The 12,321-nt window shown below is 70.8% G+C and carries 16 protein-coding genes and 1 riboswitch; of the genes, 11 read left to right on the forward strand and 5 right to left on the reverse strand.

Translation table 11 applies throughout. The features are described from left to right. Positions 1-88: 88 nt before the first annotated feature. From OG730_RS13260 to OG730_RS13270, 3 genes are all read left to right on the forward strand, one after another. On the forward strand, positions 89-403 hold the full coding sequence (locus OG730_RS13260) for a hypothetical protein (protein ID WP_327304429.1): 315 nt from the start codon (positions 89-91) through the stop codon (positions 401-403). Between the two features lie 220 nt (positions 404-623). Next, positions 624-1,031, forward strand: coding sequence for an SsgA family sporulation/cell division regulator (locus OG730_RS13265; RefSeq protein WP_327304430.1), 408 nt, complete (start codon positions 624-626; stop codon positions 1,029-1,031). A 106-nt stretch (positions 1,032-1,137) separates the two neighbouring features. Then, on the forward strand, positions 1,138-1,674 hold the full coding sequence (locus OG730_RS13270; protein ID WP_327304431.1) for an AMIN-like domain-containing (lipo)protein: 537 nt from the start codon (positions 1,138-1,140) through the stop codon (positions 1,672-1,674). Between the two features lie 34 nt (positions 1,675-1,708). Here the strand turns inward: OG730_RS13270 and OG730_RS13275 are convergent, their stop codons facing one another. Beyond that, the gene (locus OG730_RS13275) at positions 1,709-2,434 is read right to left on the reverse strand and encodes a flavodoxin family protein (protein WP_327304432.1); all 726 of its coding nucleotides are present in this window, start codon (positions 2,432-2,434) and stop codon (positions 1,709-1,711) included. Positions 2,435-2,543: 109 nt separating this feature from the next. Next, positions 2,544-2,737: riboswitch (cobalamin riboswitch) on the forward strand. 29 nt (positions 2,738-2,766) lie between these two features. On the opposite strand from OG730_RS13275, the gene OG730_RS13280 reads away from it, so the two are divergent. Genes OG730_RS13280 through OG730_RS13305 form a run of 6 tightly spaced genes read left to right on the forward strand, consistent with a single transcriptional unit; the run spans position 2,767 to position 6,733 of the window. Then, the gene (locus tag OG730_RS13280; protein WP_327304433.1) at positions 2,767-3,486 is read left to right on the forward strand and encodes an energy-coupling factor ABC transporter permease; all 720 of its coding nucleotides are present in this window, start codon (positions 2,767-2,769) and stop codon (positions 3,484-3,486) included. A gap of 8 nt (positions 3,487-3,494) precedes the next feature. Continuing rightward, a complete protein-coding gene (locus OG730_RS13285; protein WP_327304434.1) occupies positions 3,495-3,842 on the forward strand; it encodes an energy-coupling factor ABC transporter substrate-binding protein in 348 nt (115 codons plus the stop codon). Positions 3,843-3,845: 3 nt separating this feature from the next. Next, positions 3,846-4,595 carry a cobalt ECF transporter T component CbiQ gene (gene cbiQ, locus OG730_RS13290; RefSeq protein WP_327304435.1) on the forward strand — a complete coding sequence of 250 codons (750 nt, stop codon included), beginning with the start codon at positions 3,846-3,848 and terminating at the stop codon, positions 4,593-4,595. A gap of 5 nt (positions 4,596-4,600) precedes the next feature. Next, entirely contained in the window at positions 4,601-5,425 is an 825-nt protein-coding gene (locus tag OG730_RS13295; RefSeq protein ID WP_327304436.1) for an energy-coupling factor ABC transporter ATP-binding protein, read from the forward strand. Between the two features lie 18 nt (positions 5,426-5,443). After that, positions 5,444-6,166, forward strand: a complete 723-nt coding sequence (locus tag OG730_RS13300) for a hypothetical protein (RefSeq protein WP_327304437.1) — start codon at positions 5,444-5,446, stop codon at positions 6,164-6,166. A gap of 9 nt (positions 6,167-6,175) precedes the next feature. Further along, a complete protein-coding gene (locus OG730_RS13305) occupies positions 6,176-6,733 on the forward strand; it encodes a PadR family transcriptional regulator (RefSeq protein WP_327304438.1) in 558 nt (185 codons plus the stop codon). A 44-nt stretch (positions 6,734-6,777) separates the two neighbouring features. Here OG730_RS13305 and OG730_RS13310 read toward each other — a convergent pair whose 3' ends face one another. After that, on the reverse strand, positions 6,778-6,990 hold the full coding sequence (locus OG730_RS13310; RefSeq protein WP_327304439.1) for an EF-hand domain-containing protein: 213 nt from the start codon (positions 6,988-6,990) through the stop codon (positions 6,778-6,780). A 254-nt stretch (positions 6,991-7,244) separates the two neighbouring features. Between OG730_RS13310 and OG730_RS13315 the strand changes: the two genes are divergently transcribed. After that, positions 7,245-8,051 (forward strand): tRNA-dependent cyclodipeptide synthase, encoded by an 807-nt coding sequence (locus OG730_RS13315; RefSeq protein ID WP_327304440.1) that lies wholly within the window; start codon positions 7,245-7,247, stop codon positions 8,049-8,051. Beyond that, complete coding sequence (locus OG730_RS13320) at positions 8,032-9,270, forward strand: cytochrome P450 (RefSeq protein WP_327304441.1); 1,239 nt, start codon at positions 8,032-8,034, stop codon at positions 9,268-9,270. Before OG730_RS13315 ends, OG730_RS13320 begins: the two co-directional genes overlap by 20 nt. 97 nt (positions 9,271-9,367) lie before the next feature. Here OG730_RS13320 and OG730_RS13325 read toward each other — a convergent pair whose 3' ends face one another. The 3 genes from OG730_RS13325 to OG730_RS13335 all read right to left on the reverse strand — a co-directional run bounded on the left by OG730_RS13325 (position 9,368) and on the right by OG730_RS13335 (position 12,279). After that, the gene (locus tag OG730_RS13325; protein ID WP_327304442.1) at positions 9,368-10,555 is read right to left on the reverse strand and encodes a YncE family protein; all 1,188 of its coding nucleotides are present in this window, start codon (positions 10,553-10,555) and stop codon (positions 9,368-9,370) included. Continuing rightward, positions 10,552-11,358, reverse strand: coding sequence for a polysaccharide deacetylase family protein (locus OG730_RS13330; RefSeq protein WP_327304443.1), 807 nt, complete (start codon positions 11,356-11,358; stop codon positions 10,552-10,554). The genes OG730_RS13325 and OG730_RS13330 overlap by 4 nt, the downstream gene beginning before the upstream one ends. Positions 11,359-11,766: 408 nt before the next feature. Further along, complete coding sequence (locus OG730_RS13335) at positions 11,767-12,279, reverse strand: ATP-binding protein (protein ID WP_442814900.1); 513 nt, start codon at positions 12,277-12,279, stop codon at positions 11,767-11,769. Between the last annotated feature and the right edge of the window lie 42 nt (positions 12,280-12,321).

Raw genomic sequence — 12,321 nt, forward strand, 5'->3', positions numbered from 1 at the left:
GTGGGGGCACGACGTCGCGTCCACACCCCCGGCGGTTGGCCAACCGTCTTGGACCACAGCCGTTTTGCTTAACTGGAGGACTTGAATCATGGCAAGCACCCGCAGCATCCGCCTGATGGCGGCCGCCGCATCGCTCCCCCTCGCCTTCGCGCTCCTCTCGGGCGTCGCCCAGGCCGACAACGGGGCCGGCGCGGCCGGGACCGCGTCGAACGCGGCCCTCGCCGGGGTCCTCGGCAGCGGGGTCGGCGGCAGCAACGCCGGCAACTCCTCCACCGCCCAGCAGGTCGCCTCGGGCTTCGGTGCCTCCAACCAGAACAACGGTGCCCAGGCCAACGGTTCGGGCTTCACCGCGATCGGCCAGTCCAACTCGCACGAGTCCTTCATCTACAACCCCCTCCCGTAGTTCCGGCCGGGGCCCCGCCCCGGTCGCGCACGCCCTTCCGCCGAGCCCCGCCCTCCCCCCGGAGGGCGGGGCTCGGCGCGTCGGGCCAAGAGGGGACGAGCGGCCCGGACGAAGGGGACCTTTGGCCACGGATGGGCGGCCCGGGGGTGGGCTAGCTTGCCCGAGTGGGCCTGCCGCACGTGCGCCGGCGGGACCCCGTCCCGAGAGAGAGGCGCCCCGCATGACCGGCACCGAACACCGCGTCCTCCCGCTCCGTTTGGAGGCCGCGCCCGCGCCCGTCCCGGTCCGGGGCGTCTTCGTGTACCGCAGCGACCGGCCCTACGAGATCTCCCTCGACTTCGAGGGTGCCGGGATGCACCTCGCCCACTGGGTCTTCTCCCGGGAACTGCTGCTCGACGGCCAGGTCTGCGCCACCGGCGAGGGCGACATCCAGGTGTGGCCGCGCTGGAAGGGCACCGAGCCGCGGGTTTTCCTCGCCTTCAGCAACGGCGCGCAGTCCTGCGTGGTGTCCGCCCGGGCCAAGGACGTACAGGCGCTGTGCCGCCGGATGACCGAGCTGGTACCGCGCGGCCGGGAACACCGGTACTACGACCTCGACGCCGAGCTGAGCGCCCTCCTGCCCAGCTGAACCGGCTGGACCGGCCGAACCCGGTGAACCCGGTGCAACCGCAGTCGTACCGGGCGCGTCTTCACGGCTGACACCGTTCCCCGTCTCTCGGAATCGAGGGGACGCCATGAACCGTCCACGCCGCCGGCAGGCCACCGCACTGGGGTTGGGCGCACTGCTCGCCGCCACTCTGGCCTTCGCCGCACCGGCCTCCGCCGCAGCCACGACCGCAACCCCGGCCACACCCGCCACCACCACCGCCACCGCCACGCCGCTCGTCGTCAATGCCCGCTGGGGCGGTCACTGCACGTACGACCGGGTGGTCGTCGACCTGCGGGGATACGTACCCGAGGTCACCGTGACCCCCGTCCCGAAGCTGGTCTACGACGGGTCCGGCAAGCCCGTCCCGCTGGCCGGGCGGTACTTCCTGGAGATCCGTCTGCACCCCGCCGCCGGACACGACGAAGCGGGCAACAACGTCTACCTCGGGCCCAAGCTCGTCAAGATCTACCTGCCCAAGCTGAAGGGCCTCGCCCTCACCGGCGACTACGAGGGGTACGTCACCCTCGGCGCCGCCTTCGACACCAAGCCCGCCTACACCTCGTTCAAGCTGCACGCCCCGGAGCGCTTCGTCCTGGACGTCGCGCACCCGAACGTCTGCTGAGCACGCACCGCCGGCGGGAGACCGGGCCCGGCCGCTACCGGTGCTCGGGGTTCGGGAAGTCGAAGCGGCAGCCCGCGTCCCACAGGGAGCGCTGGTTGCCGTGCGCCGGCATCCCGCCGGCCCGCTTGAGCAGGGCGGCCAGATGCATGAGGTTCCAGCTCATGAAGGTCGTGTTCCGGTTGGTGAAATCGTTCTCGGGACCGCCGGATCCGGGGTCCAGGTACGAGGGCCCGGGTCCGGCCTCGCCGATCCATCCGGCGTCGGCCTGCGGGGGGATCGCGTAGCCGAGGTGCTGGAGGCTGTAGAGGATGTTCATGGCGCAGTGCTTGACGCCGTCCTCGTTGCCGGTGATCAGCGCCCCGCCCACGCGCCCGTAATAGGCGTACTGGCCCTGCTCGTTCAGGATCGACGAGCAGGCGTAGAGCCGCTCGATGACCTGCTTCATCACCGAGCTGTTGTCCCCGAGCCAGATCGGGCCGCACAGCACCAGGATGTCGGCGTCCATGATCTGGCTGTAGAGCACCGGCCACTGATCGTCGTCCCAGCCGTGGTCGGTCATATCGGGCCAGACACCGGTGGCGATGTCGTGGTCGACGGCCCGGATGAGCGAGGTCCGGACCCCGGCCGCCTCCATCACCGCGCGGCTCTTCCCGATCAGGCCCTCGGTGTTGCTGGGCTCGGGCGATCGCTTGAGCGTGCAGTTGACGTACACGGCGGTGAGGTCGGAGTAGTCGAGGTCCTGCGCGGGGTCGGTAGCCACCCGTCCAGCCTCGCCGGGGCCCGGCGCGGCCGCCACCGGACCGCATCCGTCCGGGGCCGCCGCGGCCCGGCCCGACGGGGGCGGGTTTGTGACCGGTCCGTGCGGCCGACTAGGGTCAGCGGGCCTTGGTGTTCGGGAAACCGGTGGGAAACCGGTGCGGCCCTCGCCACTGTGATCGGGAAGTCCGGCTCCACTCCTGCGGGAAAGCCACTGGGCTGCGCGGGAGGTTCCGCGCTGCCCGGGAAGGCGGGGCATGGACGTCAACCCGTGAGCCAGGAGACCGGCCGGGGCGCGTTGTCCATCCACGAGGTGCTGGAGAGGTCTCCCTACCCATGCATATAGCCGAGGGGTTCCTGCCCCCTTTGCACGCGGTCGCCTGGGGCGCCGCGTCCGCCCCCTTCGTCGTCCACGGCGTCCGCGCGCTCACCCGCGAGGTGAAGGCCAACCCGGAGAGCACGCTGCTGCTCGGTGCGTCCGGGGCCTTCACCTTCGTCCTGTCCGCCCTGAAGATCCCGTCGGTGACCGGCAGTTGCTCGCACCCCACGGGCACCGGGCTCGGGGCGATCCTGTTCCGGCCGCCGATCATGGCGGTGCTGGGCACGATCACCCTGCTGTTCCAGGCCCTGCTGCTGGCGCACGGCGGGCTCACCACCCTCGGCGCCAACGTCTTCTCGATGGCCATCGCCGGCCCGTGGGCGGGTTACGCCGTCTACCGGCTGCTGCGCACGTCCGGGCTCCCGCTGATGGTGACCGTCTTCTTCGGCGCCTTCTTCGCCGACCTGGTCACCTACTGCGTCACCAGCGTGCAGCTCGCCCTGGCCTTCCCCGACCCGGCCTCCGGTGTCGCGGGCTCGCTCGCGAAGTTCGGGGGGATCTTCGCGGTCACGCAGATCCCGCTGGCCGTGAGCGAGGGGCTGCTGACCGTCCTGGTGATGCGGCTACTGATGGCGTCGAGCAAGTCGGACCTGGTCAGGCTGGGTGTCGCGAAGCTGACGGCCCCCCGTACCGGTGGTGGTACCGGTACGGCCACCGGAGAGAAGGCGGCGGCCTGATGAGCGGGATGTCCAAGAATACGAAGATCAACGGCCTGCTGCTGCTCCTGGTGGCGGCGCTGGCCGTGCTGCCGATCGCCCTGGGGCTGGGCGAGGGCAAGGAGGAGCCCTTCACGGGCGCCGACGCGCAGGCGGAGGCCGCGATCACCGAGCTGAAGCCGGATTACGAGCCCTGGTTCTCCCCTCTCTACGAGCCCCCCTCCGGCGAGGTCGAGTCCGCGCTGTTCGCCCTGCAGGCGGCACTGGGCGCGGGCGTGCTCGCGTACTACTTCGGCGTCCGCAAGGGCCGCCGCCAGGGGGCCGCTGCCGCCGCCGCTGCCACCACCACCGCCACCGCCACCGGCCCGGAGGCCTAGGCGGTGCTGCCGATCGACGTGGCCGCGCACAGCAGTCGCTGGCGCGGCCGGCACCCGCTGGAGAAGGCCCTGCTCGGGATCGGGCTGACGGTCACCGCCGTGTGCCTGCCGCCCTGGCCCGGCGGGCCGCTGGTGGCCGCCGCCACCCTCGCCGTGCTGCTCGGCCCGGCCGGAGTGGCCGGCCGGCAGCTCTGGCGGGCCTTCCGGATCCCGCTCGGCTTCTGCTTCACCGGGGCGCTGCCGCTGCTGTTCGCGGTCGGCGGCCCCACGGGGCCGGTCTCCCTGGCCCCCGACGGCCCCCGGACCGCCGCCGAACTGCTGCTGCGTACCTCGGCGGCCTCGCTCGGACTGCTGCTGTTCGCGTTCACCACCCCGGTCTCCGACGTCCTGCCCCGGCTGGTCCGGGCCGGGGTGCCGGCCCCGGTGGTGGACGTCGCGCTGGTCATGTACCGGATCGGCTTCCTGCTGCTCGACTCCATGGCCCAGGTCCGCCGGGCCCAGGCGGCCCGGCTCGGGCACACCGGTCGGGCGGCGGTGTGGCGTTCCCTGGCGGGGCTCGCCGCCACCTCCTTCGTACGGGCCTTCGACCGCGCGGCCAAGCTCCAGGCGGGGCTGGCCGGACGCGGCTACGACGGCGCCCTGCGGGTCCTCGTACCGGAGGCGGCCCTGTCGTGGCGCTTCCTGACGGCCACCGCGGGCCTGCTGGCGGCCCTGATCACCCTGACCCTCACCCTGAAGGGGCTCTTCTTGTGAACCCGGTGGCCACCCCCCTGATCGAGCTGTCCGGCGCGGGCTACGCCTACGAGGACGGCCCGGCGGTCCTGACCGGCGTCGACTTCGCCATCGCGCCGGGCCGGGCGCTGGCCCTGCTGGGCCGCAACGGCAGCGGCAAGACCACGCTGATGCGGCTGCTCAGCGGCGGCCTGCGGCCCGGCGCGGGATCGCTGCGGCTGGACGGCACGGAGGTCTCGTACGGCCGGGCCGGGCTGACCCGGCTGCGTACGTCCGTCCAGCTCGTGGTGCAGGACCCCGACGACCAGCTGTTCGCGGCCTCGGTCGAACAGGACGTGTCCTTCGGCCCGATGAACCTGGGGCTCCCCGCTCCGGAGGTCCGCGCCCGCGTGGACTCGGCCCTCGCCGCCCTGGACATCACCCCGCTCCGGGACCGCCCCACCCACCTGCTCTCCTACGGTCAGCGCAAGCGCGCGGCGATCGCCGGGGCGGTGGCGATGGCTCCACGGGTGCTGATCCTGGACGAGCCGACGGCCGGGCTCGACCCGGACGGCCAGGAGCGGCTCCTCGACGTCCTCGCCGGCCTGCGGGCGTCCGGCACCACGGTGGTGATGGCCACCCACGACGTGGACCTGGCGGTCCGCTGGGCCGACGACGCGGCGGTCCTGACCCCGACGGGCATCCGCTTCGGCCCGGCCGAGGCCCTCCTCTCGGACCCGTCCCTCCTCACCTCGGCGGGCCTGCGGCCGGCCTGGTCCCCGGCGGTGGCCGCGCTGTTGCGGGCCCACGGCCTGCTGGCGGCGGACGCCCCCGGGCCCCGTAATCCCGAGGCGCTGGCCGCCTGGCAGTAGGTAGGTTCGCGGTTCGTGATGATGATCGAGACATCGAGCGAGCCACTGTCCCTCCGGTGGGACGGCGAAGAACTGGTGGACGCGGTCGGCGGGTTCCGCCGCTGGCCCCCGGACGGGACCGAGCACTCCGGTGGGTTGCGTTACCCGCGCGCATTCGACCGGGCCGCACACTCGCCCTCCGGCCGCTGGGCAGTGATCTACACGGAGCGCGGCACGAAGGCCCTGCTCCTGGACGGCGAGCGGATCGCGCGCGAGCTGAGCCGCAGCTCCTACCAGGCCTCGGCCTACGACTACCCGATCGTGCTCGGCACGCTGCCGGACGGCAGCGGCCCGCGAGCCCCGGGACTTCTTCCACTCCCGGCTCGCCGTGAGTCCGGACGGACGGCGCCTGCTCTCCGCCGGCTGGGTGTGGAGCCCCGGGCACTGCGTACGGCCGAGCTGGGCGTCTGGTCCTGCGCCCAGGGGCGCTGGACGCACCGCAGCGGCGGCGGCGACGACTGGGGAACCGTCGTCCCGTGCGGCGGGAGCCGTGTCATGTCCCTGTACGGCCACCCGCGCCTGATCGAAGCCACCGACGGCACCGTCCTCGCACAGTGGCCCGAGGTGGCGGTCTCCCGCCGGGACGGGGCGTACGGGGTCACCCACATCCCCTCGCCGGTGACGGCCCTCCACCCCGACGGGTCCCGCCTGGCCGTCGCCGTGGAGACCGGCATCGCGGTCCTCGATCTCCCCCAAACCTAGGATGGCCGCATGTCGCTCCCGCACGCCATCCTCACCGCCCTGCTCGAGAAGCCCTCGTCGGGGCTGGAGCTGACCCGGCGGTTCGACAAGTCGATCGGGTACTTCTGGTCCGCGACGCACCAGCAGATCTACCGGGAGCTCGGCCGGCTGGAGGAGGCCGGGCTGATCCGGGCACTGCCCAGCGAGGGGCCCGTACGGGGACAGAAGAAGGAGTACGAGGTACTGCCCGCCGGGAGCGCGGAGCTGGCGCGGTGGGTCGGGGAGCGTCAGGATCCCAAGCCGGTGCGGGATCCCCTGCTGCTGCGGATCCGGGCGGCCGCGGTCGTGGGGCCGCAGGGCCTGGCCGCGGAGCTGCGGCGGCATCTGGAGCTGCACCGGGCCCAGTTGGCCGTGTACGAGGGCATCGAGGAGAAGGACTTCCCGGCCGGCCGGGACTCCGACGAGGACCGGCTGCGGCGTGTCGTGCTGCACGCGGGAACCGGGCTGGAGACCTTCTGGCTGCGCTGGCTGGAGGAGGCCCTCGCCGAGGTGGAGGGCATGACCGGCGGGACCGGTCGGCAGACCTGACGCGCGCCCCCGGCCCGGCAGGGGGCCAGAGGCGGCGCGGGGACTTACTTGTTCAGGGAGGCCCAGAACTCGTCGAAGCTCAGCAGGCCGTCGTCGTTCGAGTCCTTCGCGGCGATCACGGCCTCCGCGACCGGGCCGGTGACGAACGGGTCGCCCATCGCCGCCATCGCCGAACGGAACTCGTCGGCCGTCACGAAGCCGTCACCGTTCACGTCGAACTTGCCGAACGTCGTCCGTGCGCTCTCGATGTCCGCCACTGGGTCCACCCCTTCTTGGTGCTTGTTGACCGGCTCAGGGTAGCGGCATGCCCGCCCCCCTCACGCCCCGGGTCCCGTTCGAGCGGCAGATAGAAATTCAATTACTCTTCCGTAGTGCGGAAGCGATAATTCCAGCCAACAATTCAAGCCCCCACTTGTCACGCTCCGGGACCACCGCATAACGTAGCGACATTGCCGCCACACCGGGAGCGCAGGGCTCCCAGGGACAAGCGGCAACAAGGGCGATCACACAGGTGACGATCACAGCTGACGCATCATTCGAAGTTCTGCCCTTCACCCGCACTTGCCACCACATCTGGGAAGACGGCGACCATGTGCTCATCGGAGTGAGCCCCGGAAACAGCTACTTCAGCTCCGAGCGCATAACCAGCCTCTCCCGGTGGGCCACGACCCGCTTCGCACAGGTCGACTTCGTCTACGCAGACCTCCACGTGGACAGGATGTTCGCCGCCTTCGGCTACACCCGGGAACACGCGGAGAAGCGTGCGACAAAGGAAATCAAGGCAGTCCGGCGAAGAATTCTGAAGGGTGTGGAGGAATCAGGACCTCCGCACGCCGAGATCCGAGTGAGGGCACTGTCGGAGTTCCAGGAGAACCCCGTCTACCAACTTCTGCACCGGCGCGTGCTCCATTTCCTGGAGACCGACGACAAATTCCGCAAGGGCTGCGAGGAAATGGCCCTGCATTTTGTCGGTTCCAAGTTGCGGGAAGGTGAATCAATCACCGACGCACAGTTGCAGGTGTGTTTCGATTACATGGCGGCCGAGCTGCCGTTCTTCATCGACACCCCGAGCATTCTCGACGTGCCGTCCTCCGTGGCGGCCTACCACGTCAAGATGCCGATGACCGACCTCCTGTTCGCGCGCGGTGGGGGACTGCGCGCGACGAGGAACCAGGCATACGCCGTGGTGCGCCCCGAGCCGGACGAAAAGGCGCAGAGCAACCCGAACCACCCGACCACGAGCACGAGCACGAGCACGCACGCGAACGCGCACACCGCACCAACCGAAGGGACCGTCGATGAGCGTCGAGCAGCTTGAGGGCACCGGGCAGACCACCGAGCCCCTCATCGACTTCCCGCTCTCGCGGCGCGGCGACGTGCTCCCCGAGGAGTGCACCTGGCTGCGCGAGAAGGCGCCCGTCGCGAAGGTCCGTACCCTCACCGGGGATCCGGCCTGGCTGGTGAGCAGCTACGCGCTGGCCAAGCAGGTGCTGGAGGACGAACGCTTCAGCCTCAAGGACACGGCGGGCGACGGCGTCCCGCGCCAGTACGCGCTGACGATCCCGCCCGAGGTCGTCAACAACATGGGCAACATCAACAGCGCCGGACTGCGCAACGCGGTCATGAAGGCGCTCAACCCGCGACAGAAGGGCCTGCAGGACCGGCTGCGCGCCACGGCCGGCGAGCTCATAGACCAGCTCCTCGCCGAAGGGGGGCCCGCCGACCTGCGGGCCGGCTTCGCCGATCCCTTCTCTGCGGCCATGCACTGCCAGGTGCTGGGCGTGCCGTTCGAGGACTGGCGCCGGCTGATGTCGGGGCTGGACGTCGCGTTCATGACCGCGCGCGAACCGTTCGCCGACTCCGCGCTCAACTGGTACAAGGACGTCGGCTACTTCGAGCAGCAGCTGAAGGCGCAGCTGGCGCTTCCTGCCGAGGAGCGTACGGGGCTCCTCGGCAAGTTCGCCGAGCTGAAGGAGGCGGACCAGGAGTCGGCGCACCTGACCGACGACATGTTCGCCACCGTCGCCGTCTCCCTCTTCGGGGCCGGCGCCGTCTCCACCTCCGCCTTCCTGACCCTGGCGGTCCTGGCGCTGCTGCAGAAGCCCGAGCTGATCGGGTACCTGCGCAAGCATCCGGAGCGCATGGGGAAGGCCGTGGACGAGCTGCTCCGCTGGAACCTGTCCGTCGGCGACGGCCTGCCGCGCATCGCGATGGCGGACATCCAGGTCGGGGACGTGCTGGTCAAGGAGGGCGAGCTGGTGCTCGTCCTGCTGGAGGGGGCCAACTTCGACCCCGAGGCCTTCGAGAACCCCGACGAGCTGGACCTGGAGCGCGAGAGCCCCAACGCCAACCTCGCCTTCGGCGCCGGCCGGCACTTCTGCCCGGCTTCCGCGCTGGGCCGGGCGCACGCCGAGATCGCGCTGGAGGTGCTGGTCGAGCGGCTGCCCGAGCTGCGTCTCGCGGTGCCGGCGGAGAACCTCGTGTGGCGGACCGGCTTCATCAAGCGCCTTCCCGAGCGGCTCCCCGTCGCCTGGTGAGGAGGCGGCGGTGAGCGGTCCAAAGTGCCCCGGGAGCTGTGCGAGCTCCCGGGGCACGGCCGTCTCCTGCGCACTCGCGCGAGCGCGCGCTCGCGGCCTACCGGAAGATGCCGGTGTGGCCGAGGGAGTAGCGGCCGGGCTGCGGGTAGACGGCGAGGCCGTGCGGGCCGCTGCCCACCGGGATCTTGGCGAGCTGCTTGCCGGTGGTGGTGTCGATGGCGTAGACCTCGGAGTTGTAACGGCCCGAGAGCCACAGCACCTTGCCGTCGGCGGAGACCCCGCCCATGTCGGGACTGCCGCCGTCGGGCAGCTCCCACTTCTTGGTCAGCTTGTTCTGCGTGAAGTCGAAGACGGAGACGGACCCTTCGCCCCGGTTGGAGACGTACATCTCCTTGGAGTCGCGGCTGACGTACAGGCCGTGGCAGCCCTTTCCGGTGGGCAGCAGCTTGGGGGTCTCGAACTTATCGCCGCCGAGCACCCACATGCCGTGCGCCATCATGTCCGCGACGTAGAAGGTCTTTCCGTCCGGCGAGACCTTGACGTCCTGAGGCATCGCTCCCTCGAAGGGGAGCTTCTGCTGGCCGATGACCTCCATCTTCTCGGTGTCGACCTTGAGCAGTTCGCCGGAGAACTCGCAGCTCACGATGAAGTAGCGGCCGTCCGCGGAGAAGTCCGCGTGGTTGACGCCGAAGCAGGTCACCGGGACGGTCTTCACGCGGTCCATCGTGTGCGGATCGCGGAAGACCAGCTCCTTGTCCATGGAGGCCATGACCACCGCGTACTTGCCGTTGGGCGTGAAGTACAGGTTGTACGGGTCGTGCACTTCCACGGGCTTTCCGGCCTCGCCGGTGGCCGGGTTGATCGGGGTGAGCGTGTGGCCCCGGTTGTTGTTGACCCAGAGGGTCTTCATGTCCCAGGAGGGGACCACGTGCTGGGGCTGGATGCCGACGGGGATGGTGTCGATGACCTTGTACGTGACCGGGTCGATGACGGACACCGTGTTGGAGCTGGTGTTCGGCACGTAGACGCGGGACGGGAAGTCCTTGACCACCGGGGAGAGCTTGTTCGGCCGGTCGGCCGCGTAGACGTCGTTCGGATCGAGGAGCGGCGGCATGCCGGCGAGGCCCGGCGGCACGGCGGGCACGGCCTTGGCGGGCACGGCGGGCCCCTTCGTGCCGAGCGCCTCGGCGGGTCCCTTGTCGGCCGCTCCGCAGCCGGCGAGGGCGGCGAGGACCAGGCCGGCCAGCAGCGCGGTGGCCTTCCGGGGAAGGCGGGTGGTCGTCATGGGGTCAGCAGCTCCGTGGTGGTCACCGCGCGCAGTTCGCGGCGTGCGAGTTCTTCGAGGAGGGGCGGCATCGCGTCGACCGTGTCCGCGTAGCCGAAGTGCAGGCTCACCACCGATCCGGCGTGGATCGGGCCGATGACGGTGCGGACGACGGTCGCGGCACCGGGCGAGGTGAAGTCGAGGGAGTCCACGTCGTACGAGAGGACGTGCGGGTAGCCCGCCCGCTGGGCCAGTTTTCGCACCAGGGGGGCGGCGTACTGGGTCTGGGACGGGCGGAACCAGGTGCCGATGGATCCGGTCAGCCGTTTGAGCCGGTCGGCGCAGCCGGTGATCTCGGCGTACGCCTGCTCCTCGGGCAGGGTGTTGATCGCGAGGTGGCGCTGGGTGTGGTTGCCGAGCTCGTGGCCGCCGTCCAGGATCCGGCGGGCCATCTCCGGGTGGGCGTCGAGCCAGGCACCGATGGCCAGGACCGTGACCCGCGCGCCCGCCCGCTCCGCCTCGGCGAGCACCGCCTTGGCGATGGCGGGGTCGCCGTTGCCGTGGAAGGTGAGCGCGACGCCGGACCCGCCGCGGGGTCCGTGCCCGATCTCCACGGGCTGACCGGCGAACCGGCGCGGGGCGGGGGCCGCCTTCGCCGGCGCGGCCTTGCCCGGGGCCGCCTTGTCCGGGGCCGCCGGTCTGTCCGGGGCGGCCTTCGCCGGGGCCGCGGGGCCGGCGGGGGCACTACAGGCGGCGGCGAGGGCGCCGGCGGCGACCGCCGCGCCGGCACGGAGAGCGGATCGGCGGTCCGGGTAGCAGAGCACCCGCCCATTTAAGGGGTGGATGCCCGTCTAGCTATTGATTGACCCAATTCAGGACCTTCGCCCGAACCGGTGCCACCCGGTGACCGTCCGCTATGTGATCAACGATTCACTCACAGCGGTTGATATTTATGCGCTAATTACGAGGTGGGTGGCCCATCTCACCTAAGATTTAGGTAGAAAGTCTTAGGATATGCACACTTATGTCCAACTTGGGACTTTTGGCATTTGGTCCCTCGTCTGCCATAGTCGGAACCACGGCTTCCCGTTGACCCGAGCGAAGTCCCCGCCGAGGATCACACCCCCTTCGATCCTCGGCACACCCATGAAACCCCCGCAGCGCCCCACAACGGCGACAGGGGGTTTCTGGCGTTCAAGAGGGTTTTCGCCGTTCAAGGGGGTTTCCGGCGCTCAGGGGCCCTGCCGGTCGGCGACCCGCATCTCGAACCAGGTGATCTTTCCGCGCGGCAGCAGGTCCGCGCCCCAGCGGTCCGAGAGCTTGTCGACGAGGAACAGCCCCCGCCCGGTGGTGTCCATCTCGTGCACCGGCATCAGGCAGGGCAGCCCGCGCGAGGGGTCGCGCACCTCCACGCGGATCCAGCCGCGCCGCCTGAGCATGCGTAAACCGAAGGAACGGGCTCCGGTGTGCCGGACGGCGTTGCCCACGAGCTCCGAGACCAGCAGGACCGTGTGCTCGGCGATCTGCGGCGACAGCCCCCACAGGCGCACGACCACGCACTGCGTCAGCCGGCGGGCGGTGCTCGCCGATTCGGGCATCGAGGGCAGCGTCACCTCCGCCTCGGCCGGGCTTCCGTACAACTCCAGCGCTTTGAGGCCCAGTTCGTCCTCCAGGGCCGCCGTGAGCCGTACGGCGGAAGCGCTACTGCGCTGCCGCGGCTGTTCCACACCCTCCAGACCCGCCATGCACCCATCATGGAGGGCCACCATGGCCGTTCGGGCCGTTCC

The organism is Streptomyces sp. NBC_01298 (assembly GCF_035978755.1).
In the GTDB taxonomy this organism is placed as follows: domain Bacteria; phylum Actinomycetota; class Actinomycetes; order Streptomycetales; family Streptomycetaceae; genus Streptomyces.